We start from the raw sequence: 14,125 nt of genomic DNA, 5'->3' as shown, positions 1-14,125 counted from the left end.
ACCGCTCAGCCGGGGATGTTGTCGAACGGGGCGGTCAACTGGCGCAGTAGACCGGCGAGTTCGGCGCGCTGGGCGCGGGAGAGTTCGGCGAGGATCGCCCGTTCCTGGTCGAGGAGCCCGGCCAGGGCCTGGTCCGCGCGGTCCTGGCCCTCCTCGGTCAGCCGCACCAGCACGCCCCGCCGGTCGCTCGGGTCCGGCAGCCGCTCCACCAGGCCCTTCTTGGTCAGCCGGTCGATCCGGTTGGTCATCGTCCCCGACGTCACCAGGGTCTGGGTCAGCAGCTGCCCGGGGGAGAGCTGGTACGGCGTCCCCGCGCGCCGGAGCGCGGTCAGCACGTCGAACTCCCAGGGCTCCAGGCTGTGCTCCGCGAAGGCCAGCCGACGCGCCCGGTCCAGGTGCCGGGCCAGTCGGCTCACCCGGCTGAGCACCTCAAGCGGTTCCACGTCGAGGTCCGGGCGCTCCCGGCGCCACGCAGCCACCAGCCGATCGACCTCGTCCTCCATGGCGATCAGTGTAGTGGTTGTGTCGACGTGAAGTCTCTTGATGTCGAGCTTCTTGACATCGAGATATCGAGGCGGGGAAGGTGGAGCCCATGACGACTCCCGCCTGGGACCCTGCCCAGTACCTCCGTCACGCCGGCCACCGTGCCCGCCCCTTCACCGACCTCCTCGCCCGGATCCCCGCACTCCCCGGCGAACCCCCGGCCGTCGCCGACCTCGGCTGCGGCCCCGGCAACATGACCGCCCTGCTCGCGGAACGCTGGCCCACCGCCCGCATCACCGGCTACGACAACTCGCCCGAGATGCTCGACAAGGCACTCGTGGAGTACGAGGGCCCCACGGCCGGCGGCGGCCGCCTGGACTTCTCCCACGCCGACGTCCGTACCTGGGCGCCCGAGCGGCCGTACGACCTGATCGTCAGCAACGCCACGCTCCAGTGGGTCCCCGGGCACGCCGAGCGGTTCGCCGGCTGGATCGCCGCCCTCGCCCCCGGCGGCACCTTCGCCTTCCAGGTCCCCGGCAACTTCACCGCCCCCAGCCACCGGCTGATGCGCACCCTCGCCGAGTCCCCCCGCTGGCGGGGCCGCCTCGCCGAGGTCCTCCGCCACGACGACGCCGTCCTCACCCCCGAGGACTACCTGGAGCGGCTGACCGGGCTCGGCTGCGCCGCCGACGTCTGGGAGACGACGTACATCCATCTGCTGACCGGCGAGGACCCGGTCCTCGACTGGGTGAAGGGCACCGGACTGCGCCCGGTCCTCACCGCCCTCGCCGACGATCCTGGGGCCCGCGACGCCTTCCTCGCCGAGTACCGGGCCGCACTGCGCGAGGCCTACCCGGCCGGCCCGCACGGCACCCCGTTCCCGTTCCGGCGCGTCTTCGCCGTCGCCCGCAAGGAGGAGAACTGATGCTCGTCGCCCTCGACCATGTCCAGCTCGCCGCCCCGCCCGGCTCCGAGGACCGGCTGCGTACGTTCTACGTGGACACCCTCGGCATGACGGAGATCCCCAAACCGCCCGTGCTCGCGGCGCGCGGCGGCTGCTGGTTCCGGGCCGGCGAGATCCATCTGCACGTGGGGATCGAGCAGGCCTTCCGGCCGGCCAGGCAGGCCCACCCGGGCCTGCTGGTGACGGGTATCGAGGCGTACGCGGCCCGGCTCGCCGCCCGCGGCACGCCCGTCGCCTGGGACGGGGACCTTCCCGGCCACCGCCGCTTCTACTGCGAGGACCCCGTCGGCAACCGCCTGGAGTTCCTGGAACCGGTCCGCTGAGACGCCGTTTGCCCCGGCCCGGTCACGGTTACCCGGTGGGACGACAGCCGGCTACGAACCCGTCAGGAGTGATCGACGGTGGCACGAGAGCAGAAGGCCAAGGCCAAGAAGGAACAGCTCAAGGGCAAGGCCAAGGAGATCGGTGGGCGCGCGATCGGCGATCGGCCGATGGAGATGGAGGGCCGCGCCGAGAAGGCCAAGGGCGACGCCCGCCAGGCCAAGGAGAAGACCAAGGACCTCTTCAAGCACTGAGGACCTCTTCAAGCACTGAGGACCTCTTCAAGCACTGAGGACGTCTTCAAGCACTGAGGTCTTCCAGGGACCGGCGGGCGGTCTCACGCCTTGCGGTGCCCTATCAGCCGCGGCTTCTGCTCCAGGCCGTCCAGGCCGTGCCAGGCCAGATTGACCAGGTGGGCGGCGACCTCCGCCTTCTTCGGGCGGCGCACGTCCAGCCACCACTGGCCGGTCAGAGCCACCATGCCCACCAGCGCCTGCGCGTACAGCGGGGCCAGCTTGGGGTCGAAGCCGCGCGACTTGAACTCGCGCCCGAGGATGTCCTCCACCTGGGTGGCGATGTCCGAGATGAGGGACGCGAAGGAACCCGTGGACTGCGGGATGGGGGAGTCCCGGACCAGGATCCGGAACCCGTCCGTGTACTCCTCGATGTAGTCGAGCAGGGCGAACGCGGCCTGCTCGCACAGTTCACGCGGATGCCCGGCGGTGAGGGAGCCGGTCACCATGTCCAGCAACCGGCGCATCTCCCGGTCGACCACCACGGCGTACAGCCCCTCCTTGCCGCCGAAGTGCTCGTACACCACCGGCTTGGAGACCCCGGCCTTCGCCGCGATCTCCTCCACCGAGGTGCCCTCGAAACCCTTCGCGGCGAAGAGGGTGCGACCGATCTCCAACAGTTGCTGGCGACGCTCCGCACCGGTCATGCGGGTGCGACGCGCCCGCCGCGGCTTTTCGGGACTGGGGGTGCTGGAGTCGGTCGCCACGGCGTCAATCATGCCGTCTCGGCGGTCTCCGTCCCTCGCCGGGAACCGCCTTCCCCGGTGTTACGGCGCGAATCGATACGTGAGCGTGATGGCCACCGCACGTCGTACGCCCAGCCCAGCTGCTCGCACCAGCGGATGATCCGCGCCGACGAGTCCAGCTGGCCGCGCTCCACCCCGTGCCGGGCCGAGGTCGGGTCGGCGTGGTGCAGGTTGTGCCAGGACTCGCCGCAGGACAGGATCGCCAGCCACCACACGTTGCCCGACCTGTCCCGGGACTTGAACGGCCGCTTCCCCACGGCGTGGCAGATCGAGTTGATCGACCAGGTCACGTGGTGCAGCAGCGCCACCCGGACGAGTGAACCCCAGAAGAACGCGGTGAACGCGCCCCACCAGGACCAGGTCACCAGACCGCCGATCAGCGGCGGCAGCGCCAGCGAGAGCACGGTCCAGAAGATGAAGTGCCGGGAGATCGCCCGGATCGCCGGGTCCCTGACCAGGTCCGGCGCGTACTTGTCCTGCGGGGTCCGCTCCTCGTCGAACATCCAGGCGATGTGCGCCCACCACAGGCCCTTGAGCAACGCCGGCACGGTCTCCCCGTACCGCCACGGCGAATGCGGGTCGCCCTCCGCGTCGGAGAACTTGTGGTGCTTGCGGTGATCGGCCACCCAGCGCACCAGGGGCCCCTCCACCGCCATCGAGCCCGCGACCGCCAGCGCGATCCTGAGCGGCCGCTTCGCCTTGAAGGCGCCGTGGGTGAAATAGCGGTGGTAGCCGATCGTCACGCCATGGCAGCCGAGATAGTAGAAGAACACCAGCAGGCCCAGGTCGAGCCAGCTCACGCCCCCCCACCCCCACGCCAGCGGCACCGCCGCCAGCAGCGCGAGGAACGGCACGACGATGAACAGAAGCAGGGTGATCTGCTCCAGCGAGCCTTTCCGCTCGCCGCCCAGGGTGGCGGACTGGAGCGAGCCGTCGGCCGCCTTCCGGGGGTCTTCGATCACATCGGAACTAGACGAGGTCATGCGCGTCCCCTGGGGGGTCGAGGGTTGAGACAGGTGCCGATCCGCGGCGACCGAGCGGGACGATAAGGGTTCTTCCCTACGGTTCCGTAACCTACGGCGACGTAAGTATGGCAGCGAGGCATCTCGCAGCAAGAGCCCCGCAGCCTGCGCGTCCTCATGGACACCTATCCTTGAAGTCGGTCGGACAGCGCGGTCCGCTCTGTTTCCTTCCCGGATGTCCGGCCCCTATGCGGACAGGCCCCGCCTGCCGCCCGGCCGACGGACGGGTCCCCTCCAGACGAGCTTCAACACTGCAAGGAGCCGCACCTGTGAGCAGTGCCGACGACCAGACCACCACGACCAGCAGTGAGCTGCGCGCCGACATCCGCCGGCTGGGTGACCTTCTCGGCGAGACCCTCGTCCGGCAGGAGGGCCCCGAACTGCTGGACCTCGTCGAGAAGGTCCGCCGCCTCACCCGCGAGGACGGCGAGGCCGCCGCCGAACTGCTGCGCGGCATCGAACTGGAGACCGCCGCCAAGCTGGTCCGCGCCTTCTCCACCTACTTCCACCTGGCCAACGTCACCGAGCAGGTCCACCGCGGCCGCGAGCTGCGCGCCCGCCGCGCCGCCGAGGGCGGCCTCCTCGCCCGCACCGCCGACCGGCTCAAGGACGCCGACGCCGACCACCTGCGCGAGACCGTCCAGAACCTCAACGTCCGACCGGTGTTCACGGCGCATCCCACCGAGGCCGCGCGCCGCTCGGTCCTGAACAAGCTCCGGCGTATCGCGGCGCTCCTGGACACCCCGGTCATCGAGTCGGACCGCCGCCGCACCGACGTCCGCCTCGCCGAGAACATCGACCTGGTCTGGCAGACCGACGAGCTGCGTGTGGTGCGCCCCGAGCCCGCCGACGAGGCCCGCAACGCCATCTACTACCTGGACGAGCTGCACGCCGACGCCGTCGGCGACGTCCTGGAGGACCTCACCGCCGAACTGGAGCGGGTCGGCGTCAAGCTCCCCGACGACACCCGCCCGCTGACCTTCGGCACCTGGATCGGCGGCGACCGCGACGGCAACCCCAACGTCACCCCCCAGGTCACCTGGGACGTCCTCATCCTCCAGCACGAGCACGGCATCAACGACGCCCTGGAGATGATCGACGAACTCCGCGGCTTCCTCTCCAACTCCATCCGTTACACGGGTGCGACGGAGGAACTGCTGGAGTCGCTGCGCGCCGATCTGGAGCTGCTGCCGGAGATCAGCCCCCGCTACAAGCGCCTCAACGCCGAGGAGCCCTACCGGCTCAAGGCCACCTGCATCCGGCAGAAGCTGGTCAACACCAAGCACCGCCTGGCCACCGACACCCCGCACCAGCCCGGCCGCGACTACCTGGGCACCGCCGAACTCCTCGCCGACCTGCGGCTGATCCAGGCCTCCCTGCGCGAGCACCGCGGCGGCCTGTTCGCCGACGGCCGCCTGGCCCGGACGATCCGCACCCTGGCCGCGTTCGGCCTCCAGCTCGCCACCATGGACGTCCGCGAACACGCCGACGCCCACCACCACGCCCTCGGCCAGCTCTTCGACCGCCTCGGCGAGGAGTCCTGGCGCTACTCCGACATGCCCCGCGAGTACCGCGCCAAGCTCCTCGCCAAGGAGCTCCGCTCGCGCCGGCCGCTCGCGCCCACTCCGGCGCCGGTGGACGCGGCCGGGGAGAAGACCCTCGGGGTCTTCCAGACCGTGAAGAAGGCGCTGGAGGTGTTCGGGCCCGAGGTCGTCGAGTCGTACATCATCTCCATGTGCCAGGGCGCCGACGACGTCTTCGCCGCCGCCGTCCTGGCCCGCGAGGCCGGCCTGATGGACCTGCACGCCGGCTGGGCCAAGGTCGGCATCGTCCCCCTCCTGGAGACCACCGACGAGCTCAAGGCCGCCGACACCATCCTGGAGGACATGCTCTCCGACCCGTCCTACCGGCGCCTGGTCGCGCTGCGCGGAGACGTCCAGGAGGTCATGCTCGGCTACTCCGACTCCTCCAAGTTCGGCGGCATCACCACCAGCCAGTGGGAGATCCACCGCGCCCAGCGCCGCCTGCGCGACGTCGCCCACCGCTACGGCGTACGCCTGCGGCTCTTCCACGGCCGGGGCGGCACCGTCGGCCGCGGCGGCGGCCCCTCCCACGACGCGATCCTCGCCCAGCCCTGGGGCACCCTGGAGGGCGAGATCAAGGTCACCGAGCAAGGCGAGGTCATCTCCGACAAGTACCTGATCCCCTCCCTGGCCCGGGAGAACCTGGAGCTGACGGTCGCGGCGACCCTGCAGGCCTCCGCGCTGCACACCGCCCCCCGCCAGTCCGGGGAGGCACTGGCCCGCTGGGACGCCGCCATGGACGTGGTCTCCGACGCCGCGCACTCCGCCTACCGGCGCCTGGTCGAGGACCCCGACCTGCCCGCGTACTTCTTCGCGTCGACGCCCGTGGACCAGCTCGCCGACCTGCACCTGGGCTCCCGCCCCTCCCGGCGCCCGGACTCCGGCGCCGGCCTGGACGGCCTGCGGGCCATCCCGTGGGTGTTCGGCTGGACCCAGTCCCGGCAGATCGTCCCCGGCTGGTTCGGCGTCGGCTCCGGACTGAAGGCCCTGCGCGAGGCCGGCCTGGACACCGTCCTCGCCGAGATGCACGAACAGTGGCACTTCTTCCGCAACTTCGTCTCCAACGTCGAGATGACCCTCGCCAAGACCGACCTGCGGATCGCCCAGCACTACGTCGACACCCTCGTCCCCGACGAGCTGAAGCACGTCTTCGACACCATCCGGGCCGAGCACGAGCTGACCGTCACCGAGGTCCTGAAGATCACCGGCGAGAGCGAACTGCTGGACGCCACCCCCGTGCTCAAGCAGACCTTCGGCATCCGCGACGCCTACCTCGACCCCATCTCCTACCTCCAGGTCACCCTCCTCAAGCGCCAGCGTGACGCGGCCGCCGCCGGCGCCGAACCCGACCCGCTCCTCGCCCGCGCCCTCCTCCTCACCGTCAACGGCGTGGCGGCCGGCCTGCGCAACACCGGCTGACCACCACCACCGCACGTGACTGTGCCCCCGGGTCGTACACCCGGGGGCACAGCCATACGTGCTCACAGCCGGACGTGCTCACAGCCGTACGTGCTCACTGCAAGGCGAAGAACGCCGCCGTCAGCAGCGCGATCCCCGAACCGCCCAGTGCCCACGCCACCCGGGTCAGCCGCAGCCCTCCGGCGACCACCACCGCCGCCAGCAGCAGCGCGCCGCCCAGCGGCACCCAGGCGAGCAGGATCCCGGCGGGGCCGGACCGGACCACCTCGTCGGTGCCGGGCTTCACGATCACGTCGTAGGTCTGCCCCTTGCGCACCGCCACCGACTTGTCGATGACCACCCGGGAGCGCGCGGAGGCGCCGGAGGCGGCCGGGGTGAACGGGCCCGTGCAGGTGTCCGTACCGCACGCGGTCACCGCGACCGCGCCCCGCTCCTTGCCCTTGGTCAGCATCACGTGCTGCGCCGTGCCCCAGGAGCCCCACACCCCGCCGACCAGGATCAGCACGGCGACCGCGCCCATCGACACGACCCGGCCGAATCGCAGGGCGGCGACCGGAGGCGTACGGGAGGAGGGGACCGAGGCAGCAGGCATGGCCGGGATCATTGGCCATGTCCCTACGGCCGGTCAACTGCGGTGGGGGACAAGTCAGGAGTTGTACGAGCTTTGCGCCCGCTCCAGTCCCTCGGTGACCAGCGCCTCCACGGCGTCGGCCGCCCGGTCCACGAGGTAGTCGAGTTCCTTGCGTTCGGCCGAGGAGAAGTCCTTCAGCACGAAGTCCGCGACCTGCATACGACCCGGAGGGCGCCCGATCCCGAACCGCACCCGGTGGTAGTCGGCGCCCATGGCCTTCGTCATCGACTTCAGCCCGTTGTGGCCGTTGTCGCCGCCGCCGAGCTTGAGCCGGAGGACGCCGTAGTCGATGTCCAGTTCGTCGTGGATGGCGACGATGTTCGCAACCGGCACCTTGTAGAAGTCGCGCAGCGCGTTCAGCGGGCCGCCGGACAGGTTCATGAACGACATCGGCTTGGCCAGGATCACCCGCCGGCTTCCCGGGCCCGGCGCCCCCAGCCGCCCCTCCACGACCTGCGCCTGCGCCTTGCCGGCCCGCTTGAACTTCCCCCCGATCCGCCCGGCGAGCAGGTCCGCGACCATGAAGCCGACGTTGTGCCGGTTCATCGCGTACTCCGGTCCGGGGTTGCCGAGGCCGGCGATCAGCCAGGGGGCGTTGGCGGCGGCTGCGGGGGTGGTCACGTCCATGTCTCCTTGATACGCGCCAGCCGCCGCTCCCGGGAGGGAGCAGCGGCTGACGAACGGTGAAACGAAGGTGAGGATCAGGCCTCGGCGACTTCCTCGGCCGCCTCGCCCTCTTCGCCCTCGGCGGACTCCTCGGCCTGCGCGGCCAGGACCTGCAGGACGACCGCGTCGCCGTCGACGGCCAGCGTGGTGCCGGACGGCAGGGTGATGTCCTTGGCCAGGATGGAGGCGCCGGCCTCCAGGCCCTCGACGGAGACGGTGACGGACTCGGGGATGTGGGTGGCCTCGGCCTCGACCGGCAGCGCGTTCAGCACGTGCTCGAGCAGGTTGCCGCCCGGGGCCAGCTCGCCCTCGGTGTGCACCGGGATCTCGACGTTGACCTTCTCGCCGCGCTTGACCAGCAGCAGGTCGACGTGCTCCAGGAAGCCCTTGATCGGGTCGCGGACCACGGACTTCGGGATCGCCAGCTCGTTGGACTTGCCGTCGATGTCCAGGGAGATCAGGACGTTCGGGGTACGCAGCGCGAGCAGCAGCTCGTGGCCCGGAAGGGTCAGGTGGATCGGGTCCGAACCGTGGCCGTACAGGACACCGGGGACCTTGCTGTCGCGACGGATACGGCGGGCGGCGCCCTTGCCGAACTCGGTGCGCGACTCGGCGGCGATCTTCACCTCGGACATGGTGATCACTCCTCGTAGAAAGTAGATACGGACGTGGTCACCCGGCCACGAACGGCCTGCTACGAAGAGCGCGTCGATAACGGAGCGCCGACACCTGCATGGAACAGGTACGGCCTCCCTCGCCGAGCAACTTGTGCAGTCTACTCGGCGGGGGAGGCCGTACCAAAAGGATCTTCAGTGCGGGCGGTGCGGGCCGTGTGCCCTGTGCAGAAACCTCACTGCACGGTGCTTACGAAGCGCCGCTCACTGTTCGTCGAAGAGGCTCGTCACCGAACCGTCCTCGAACACCTCACGCACCGCGCTCGCGATCGTCGGCGCGATCGACAGCACCGTGATCTTGTCCAGGTCCCGGCCGAGCTCGCCCGGCGTCGGCAGCGTGTTCGTCAGCACGAACTCGCTCACCCGCGAGTTCTTCAGCCGGTCCGCCGCCGGACCCGAGAGCACACCGTGCGTCGCCGTCACGATGACGTCCTCGGCGCCGTGCGCGAACAGGGCGTCCGCCGCCGCGCAGATCGTGCCGCCGGTGTCGATCATGTCGTCGACCAGGACGCAGACCCGGCCCTCGACCTCGCCCACGACCTCGTGGACGGTCACCTGGTTCGCCACGTCCTTGTCACGGCGCTTGTGCACGATGGCCAGCGGCGCGCCGAGCCGGTCGCACCAGCGGTCGGCGACCCGTACCCGGCCGGCGTCCGGGGACACGATCGTCAGCTTGTCCCTGTCGACCTTCGTGCCCACGTAGTCCGCGAGCAGCGGGAGCGCGAACAGATGATCCACCGGACCGTCGAAGAACCCCTGGATCTGGTCCGTGTGCAGGTCCACGGTCAGGATCCGGTCCGCGCCCGCCGTCTTCATCAGATCGGCGATGAGCCGCGCCGAAATCGGTTCACGGCCCCGGTGCTTCTTGTCCTGCCGCGCGTAACCGTAGAACGGCACGATCACCGTGATGGAACGCGCCGACGCACGCTTCAGCGCGTCGATCATGATCAGCTGCTCCATGATCCACTGGTTGATCGGAGCCGTGTGGCTCTGGATCACGAAGCAGTCGGCACCGCGCGCCGACTCCTGGTAGCGGACGTAGATCTCGCCGTTCGCGAAGTCGAAGGCCTTGGTCGGTACGACCCCGACACCCAACTGGTGGGCGACCTCCTCGGCAAGCTCGGGGTGGGCGCGGCCGGAGAAGAACATCATCTTCTTCTTGCCGGTCGTCTTGATCCCGGTCACAGCACTGTCTCCTCAGAGGTGTCTCAGCCGTACAGCTGGATGTCCAGCGACCTCTGCGCCGTACGCGGGAGGCCGAAACAGCTGGTTAGGTGCGGGTGTGCACTTATCACGGTACGACGTCTTCGGCGCACCTGTTTCCGGTCAGTCCTCGTTCGTGCCCCGCCGGGAAGCCGCCTCGGCCGCCTTCGCCGCCGAGCTCCCCGGACGCTTCCGGGCCACCCAGCCCTCGATATTCCGCTGCTGACCGCGGGCCACGGCCAGCGAACCGGGCGGTACGTCCTTCGTGATCACAGACCCGGCAGCGGTGTACGCACCGTCCCCGACCGTGACAGGCGCCACAAACATGTTGTCCGAACCCGTCTTGCAGTGCGAGCCGACGGTGGTGTGGTGCTTGTTCTCGCCGTCGTAGTTCACGAACACGCTCGCCGCACCGATGTTCGTGTACTCGCCGATCGTCGCGTCGCCGACGTAGGAGAGGTGCGGGACCTTGGTCCCCTCGCCGATGGCGGCGTTCTTGGTCTCCACGTACGTGCCGATCTTGCCCTTGGCGCCCAGCCGCGTCCCCGCCCGCAGATAGGCATACGGTCCCACGGTCGCGTTCGGACCGACATGGGCGGAATCAGCCACCGTGTTGTCCACGCGTGCCCCGGCGCCGACCCGGGTGTCCTTCAGCCGGCTGTTCGGCCCGACCTCGGCGCCCTCGGCGAGGTGGGTGGAGCCCTGCAGCTGCGTCCCCGGGTGGACGACGACGTCCCGCTCGAAGGTGACCGTCACGTCGACCCAGGTGGTCGCCGGGTCCACGACCGTGACGCCGTCGAGCATCGCCCGCTCCAGCAGCCGGTCGTTGAGGATCCGGCGGGCCTCCGCCAGCTGCACCCGGTTGTTGATCCCGGCGATCTCGCGGTGGTCGGCGGCGACCGACGCACCGACCCGGTGCCCGGCCTCGCGCAGGATCCCCAGTACGTCCGTCAGGTACTCCTCGCCCTGGCTGTTGTCCGTGCGCACCTTCCCCAGCGCGTCCGCGAGCAGCTGCCCGTCGAACGCGAACACACCCGAGTTGATCTCCCGGATCGCCCGCTGCGCGTCGGAGGCGTCCTTGTGCTCGACGATGGCCGTCACGGCGCCGGACGCGCCGTCGCGCACGATACGGCCGTAACCGGTCGCGTCCGGGACCTCGGCGGTCAGCACGGTCACGGCGTTGCCGTCGGCGTGGTGGGTCCCGGCGAGCCGGGCGAGGGTCTCGCCGGTGAGCAGCGGGGTGTCCCCGCAGACGACCACGACGGTCCCGTCGACCGGGCCGCCCAGTTCCTCCAGCGCCATCCGCACGGCGTGCCCGGTGCCGTTCTGCCGCTCCTGCACGGCCGTACGGACGGTGGGGTCGACCGCTTCGAGATGCGCGCCGACCTGCTCGCGCGCGTGCCCGACGACGACGACCAGGTTCTCGGGGTTCAACTCACGGGAGGCGGCGAGCACATGGCCCACCAGGGAACGGCCACAGATGTCGTGCAGGACCTTGGGTGTGGCCGACTTCATACGGGTGCCCTCACCCGCTGCGAGAACGACGACGGCTGCCGGGCGAATGGCGCTCACGGAGTTGCCCTTCGGCTTCTTGGATGGGTGGGGGTGACATCCGCAGGATACCGGGGCGTTTCGTGGGGGACATGAGAGCGGGCCCTGACGGGACTGTCAGCGGTCAGGACCGGAAATGGGTGAGCTCCCCCGCCAGGACTCGAACCCGGACAGATGGCACCAAAAGCCACAGTGCTGCCAATTACACCACGGGGGAATACGTCGACCAGGCCGGACAATCAGTCAGGCCGGTGAGTGGCGCCTCCTACTATGCCGTACCAGGCGCCTTCGATGCGACGGTACAAGTCGGCGCCCTTCAGGACCATTACAGCGACGTCTTCGCCGCTTCGCGGCATCGCGGCGTCGCGGGTTCGCCGCTCTGCGGCTCATGCGTTCTGCGGCTCATTCGTTCTGCCGCTCTGTTGTTCTGCTGCTCTGCTGTGACGAGCCGCCGGTGTGCGTCGCGGCCGCTCTTCCGAACCCCCGTCGTGTTCACGGGTGAACGTGCCGTCCGCGTACCGTCTGGCCGGATTGATCGATTCCGGCCTCGAACGGGCGTGGTTCGGCAGTTCGAGGGATACCGGTGGGTTTCGGTGTTGTTCGGTTACGGAGGGTGGTGTAGGCCAGTAGACGAAACTCACCGGAAAAGCCCACCCCCGCGCCCGTAGGCTGGACGCATGACCACGACGGGGGCAGACCGCACGACGGCCTTGGCAGGGCCGTGGTGGTGGTCGCGGTGGCGTAGTGCGGCGCTGGACGGTGGTCTGGCGCTGGTGTCGGCGCTGGAGTGCGGCGCCGAGGGAATCCCGTTCGCACGGGACGCGGGAGTTCCGGTGTCGGCCGGGATCGTGTTCGGTCTGCTGGCCGGTTCGGTGCTGTTGCTGCGCAGGAAATGGCCGATCGCCGTCGTACTCGTGTCGATCGCGATCACGCCGGCCCAGATGGGCTTCCTGATGGGCATCGTCGGCCTCTACACCCTCGCCGCGGCCGAGGTACCGCGCCGGATCATCGTGGCGCTGTCGGGGATGACCCTGCTGGGCACGTTGATCGTGACGTTCGTGCGGGTGCGGCAGAGCATGGCACGCGGGGATCTCACGCTCGGGGACTGGTTCGTCCCGTTCGCGGCGCTGGCGACCTCGCTCGGGCTGACCGCGCCTCCGGTGCTGCTGGGCCTCTACGTGGGCGCGCGGCGGCGGCTGATGGAGAGCCTGCGGGAGCGGGCGGACAGCCTGGAACGGGAGCTCCAGCTGCTCGCCGAGCGCGCCGAGGAGCGTGCGGAGTGGGCGCGGGGCGAGGAACGGACGCGGATCGCGCGGGAGATGCACGACGTCGTCGCGCATCGGGTGAGCCTGATGGTGGTGCACGCGGCGGCGTTGCAGGCGGTGGCGCGGAAGGACCCGGAGAAGGCGGTGAAGAACGCGGCGCTGGTGGGCGACATGGGACGCCAGGCGCTGACGGAGCTGCGGGAGATGCTGGGGGTGCTGCGCTCCGGGGACGGCGACCGGCGTCGTACGGCGTCGGCGTCCGCGGCCTTGCCGTTGGCCGCGGTGAGGGTGGCCGCCGCGGCGGCGGCTTCGCGGGTGGCCGAGGAGGAGGGGCCGTATCTGTCGGAGCTGGAGGAGCTGATCGGGCAGTCGGCGGCGGCCGGGATGGTGGTCGATCTGTCGGTGGAGGGGGACGCGCGGTCGTACACGGTCGCGGTGGAGCAGACGGCGTACCGGGTGGTGCAGGAGGCGTTGACCAACGTCCACAAGCACGCGGCGGGCGCCAAGACCCATGTGCGGCTGGCGCATCGGGTGGCGGAGATCGCGATGCAGGTGGAGAACGAGCCACCGCCGGAACCGGCGTCGGCGGCCTCGGCGGGCCTGCCGTCCGGCGGCAACGGTCTGGTGGGCATGCGCGAGCGGGTACTGGGGCTCGGCGGGGTGTTCGTGTCGGGGCCGACGGACGCGGGGGGTTTCCGGGTGTCGGCGGTGATTCCGGCGACGTGAGCGGTTTTGGTGGGTGAGTGGGTGGGTGGGCGCCGGTTCGCCGGTCGGGGGTGGGGGCCGGTCAGGCGTGGGTGGTGAGGCGTTGGGGTTCGACGCCTGCGATGAGGGTGGTGAGGCCGTGGTCGATGTCGGGGCCCACGTACCAGTCGCCGGTGTGGTCCAGGGTGTAGACGCGGCCCTCGGCGTCGATGGCGAGGAGCGAGCGGGTCTCGGTCTCCTCGCCCAGCGGGCAGACCTCGGTGTCCAGGGCGCGGCCGAGGTCGCCGAGGGTACGGGCGAGGTGCAGGCCGTGCAGCGGGTCGAGGTGGAGGGTGGCCGGCGCGATCTGGCGGCCGGGCCCGGCGGGGGTGATGTGCAGGCCGCCGAATTCGGCCCAGGCTTCTACTGCGGCGGGGAAGACGGTGTGCCGGTGTCCGGCGGGTGAGGTGTGCTCGCGGAGGGCGTCGGCCCAGACCTCGGCCTGTTTTATGTCCCAGCGTCCGGGTTGCCAGCCGGCGGCGCGCAGAGCTGCGTCGACGGGCACGGAGAAGCGGGTGGTGGAGGTGCGGTCGGGGTGCATCTGTCCTTAGTTCGTGTGC

At 70.3% G+C, this 14,125-nt stretch carries 14 protein-coding genes and 1 tRNA gene; 5 read left to right on the top strand and 10 right to left on the bottom strand.

Annotated elements, in window-relative coordinates; all coding sequences use genetic code 11:
• Positions 1-5: 5 nt before the first annotated feature.
• Positions 6-503 (bottom strand): MarR family winged helix-turn-helix transcriptional regulator, encoded by a 498-nt coding sequence (locus ACZ5K7_RS09010; RefSeq protein ID WP_351706683.1) that lies wholly within the window; start codon positions 501-503, stop codon positions 6-8.
• Between the two features lie 89 nt (positions 504-592).
• Here ACZ5K7_RS09010 and ACZ5K7_RS09005 point away from each other — a divergent pair, with 89 nt between their 5' ends.
• The 3 genes from ACZ5K7_RS09005 to ACZ5K7_RS08995 all read left to right on the top strand — a co-directional run bounded on the left by ACZ5K7_RS09005 (position 593) and on the right by ACZ5K7_RS08995 (position 2,022).
• Entirely contained in the window at positions 593-1,408 is an 816-nt protein-coding gene (locus ACZ5K7_RS09005) for a trans-aconitate 2-methyltransferase (protein ID WP_351706680.1), read from the top strand.
• Positions 1,408-1,770 carry a VOC family protein gene (locus ACZ5K7_RS09000; protein WP_468912094.1) on the top strand — a complete coding sequence of 121 codons (363 nt, stop codon included), beginning with the start codon at positions 1,408-1,410 and terminating at the stop codon, positions 1,768-1,770. The genes ACZ5K7_RS09005 and ACZ5K7_RS09000 overlap by 1 nt, the downstream gene beginning before the upstream one ends.
• Positions 1,771-1,848: 78 nt before the next feature.
• Positions 1,849-2,022, top strand: coding sequence for a CsbD family protein (locus ACZ5K7_RS08995; RefSeq protein WP_468912092.1), 174 nt, complete (start codon positions 1,849-1,851; stop codon positions 2,020-2,022).
• Positions 2,023-2,105: 83 nt separating this feature from the next.
• Here ACZ5K7_RS08995 and ACZ5K7_RS08990 read toward each other — a convergent pair whose 3' ends face one another.
• Entirely contained in the window at positions 2,106-2,780 is a 675-nt protein-coding gene (locus tag ACZ5K7_RS08990; protein ID WP_351706674.1) for a TetR/AcrR family transcriptional regulator, read from the bottom strand.
• Positions 2,777-3,790 (bottom strand): acyl-CoA desaturase, encoded by a 1,014-nt coding sequence (locus ACZ5K7_RS08985; protein ID WP_468912091.1) that lies wholly within the window; start codon positions 3,788-3,790, stop codon positions 2,777-2,779. Before ACZ5K7_RS08985 ends, ACZ5K7_RS08990 begins: the two co-directional genes overlap by 4 nt.
• A 308-nt stretch (positions 3,791-4,098) precedes the next feature.
• Between ACZ5K7_RS08985 and ppc the strand changes: the two genes are divergently transcribed.
• Positions 4,099-6,831, top strand: a complete 2,733-nt coding sequence (gene ppc / locus ACZ5K7_RS08980; RefSeq protein ID WP_468912089.1) for a phosphoenolpyruvate carboxylase — start codon at positions 4,099-4,101, stop codon at positions 6,829-6,831.
• Positions 6,832-6,925: 94 nt separating this feature from the next.
• Here ppc and ACZ5K7_RS08975 read toward each other — a convergent pair whose 3' ends face one another.
• From ACZ5K7_RS08975 to ACZ5K7_RS08950, 6 genes are all read right to left on the bottom strand, one after another.
• A complete protein-coding gene (locus ACZ5K7_RS08975; protein WP_468912087.1) occupies positions 6,926-7,435 on the bottom strand; it encodes a hypothetical protein in 510 nt (169 codons plus the stop codon).
• Positions 7,436-7,477: 42 nt separating this feature from the next.
• Positions 7,478-8,089, bottom strand: coding sequence for an aminoacyl-tRNA hydrolase (gene pth, locus ACZ5K7_RS08970; protein WP_351706663.1), 612 nt, complete (start codon positions 8,087-8,089; stop codon positions 7,478-7,480).
• Positions 8,090-8,163: 74 nt separating this feature from the next.
• The gene (locus tag ACZ5K7_RS08965; RefSeq protein WP_351706660.1) at positions 8,164-8,763 is read right to left on the bottom strand and encodes a 50S ribosomal protein L25/general stress protein Ctc; all 600 of its coding nucleotides are present in this window, start codon (positions 8,761-8,763) and stop codon (positions 8,164-8,166) included.
• 243 nt (positions 8,764-9,006) lie between these two features.
• A complete protein-coding gene (locus ACZ5K7_RS08960; RefSeq protein ID WP_351706657.1) occupies positions 9,007-9,987 on the bottom strand; it encodes a ribose-phosphate diphosphokinase in 981 nt (326 codons plus the stop codon).
• 141 nt (positions 9,988-10,128) lie between these two features.
• Positions 10,129-11,577 carry a bifunctional UDP-N-acetylglucosamine diphosphorylase/glucosamine-1-phosphate N-acetyltransferase GlmU gene (gene glmU, locus ACZ5K7_RS08955; RefSeq protein ID WP_468912084.1) on the bottom strand — a complete coding sequence of 483 codons (1,449 nt, stop codon included), beginning with the start codon at positions 11,575-11,577 and terminating at the stop codon, positions 10,129-10,131.
• Between the two features lie 124 nt (positions 11,578-11,701).
• Positions 11,702-11,773 (bottom strand) — tRNA-Gln (locus ACZ5K7_RS08950).
• A 460-nt stretch (positions 11,774-12,233) separates the two neighbouring features.
• Between ACZ5K7_RS08950 and ACZ5K7_RS08945 the strand changes: the two genes are divergently transcribed.
• A complete protein-coding gene (locus ACZ5K7_RS08945) occupies positions 12,234-13,547 on the top strand; it encodes a sensor histidine kinase (RefSeq protein WP_468912082.1) in 1,314 nt (437 codons plus the stop codon).
• A gap of 61 nt (positions 13,548-13,608) precedes the next feature.
• On the opposite strand, the gene ACZ5K7_RS08940 is transcribed toward ACZ5K7_RS08945, so the two are convergent.
• Positions 13,609-14,106, bottom strand: coding sequence for an SUKH-3 domain-containing protein (locus ACZ5K7_RS08940; RefSeq protein ID WP_468912080.1), 498 nt, complete (start codon positions 14,104-14,106; stop codon positions 13,609-13,611).
• Positions 14,107-14,125: the final 19 nt, after the last annotated feature.

It is taken from the genome of Streptomyces sp. NPDC031497 (assembly GCF_055580905.1).
Note: the sequence above shows the minus strand (reverse complement) of the source record. Positions and strands in the feature narration are given on the sequence as shown.

Coding starts and splice junctions, on each gene's coding strand:
- ACZ5K7_RS08945 (WP_468912082.1), top strand. CDS start 12,234: ATGACCACGACGGGGGCAGACCGCACGACGGCCTTGGCAGGGCCGTGG.
- ACZ5K7_RS08965 (WP_351706660.1), bottom strand. CDS start 8,763: ATGTCCGAGGTGAAGATCGCCGCCGAGTCGCGCACCGAGTTCGGCAAG.
- ACZ5K7_RS09010 (WP_351706683.1), bottom strand. CDS start 503: ATGGAGGACGAGGTCGATCGGCTGGTGGCTGCGTGGCGCCGGGAGCGC.
- ACZ5K7_RS08975 (WP_468912087.1), bottom strand. CDS start 7,435: ATGATCCCGGCCATGCCTGCTGCCTCGGTCCCCTCCTCCCGTACGCCT.
- ACZ5K7_RS09005 (WP_351706680.1), top strand. CDS start 593: ATGACGACTCCCGCCTGGGACCCTGCCCAGTACCTCCGTCACGCCGGC.
- ACZ5K7_RS09000 (WP_468912094.1), top strand. CDS start 1,408: ATGCTCGTCGCCCTCGACCATGTCCAGCTCGCCGCCCCGCCCGGCTCC.
- pth (WP_351706663.1), bottom strand. CDS start 8,089: ATGGACGTGACCACCCCCGCAGCCGCCGCCAACGCCCCCTGGCTGATC.
- ACZ5K7_RS08940 (WP_468912080.1), bottom strand. CDS start 14,106: ATGCACCCCGACCGCACCTCCACCACCCGCTTCTCCGTGCCCGTCGAC.
- ACZ5K7_RS08990 (WP_351706674.1), bottom strand. CDS start 2,780: ATGATTGACGCCGTGGCGACCGACTCCAGCACCCCCAGTCCCGAAAAG.
- ACZ5K7_RS08985 (WP_468912091.1), bottom strand. CDS start 3,790: ATGACCTCGTCTAGTTCCGATGTGATCGAAGACCCCCGGAAGGCGGCC.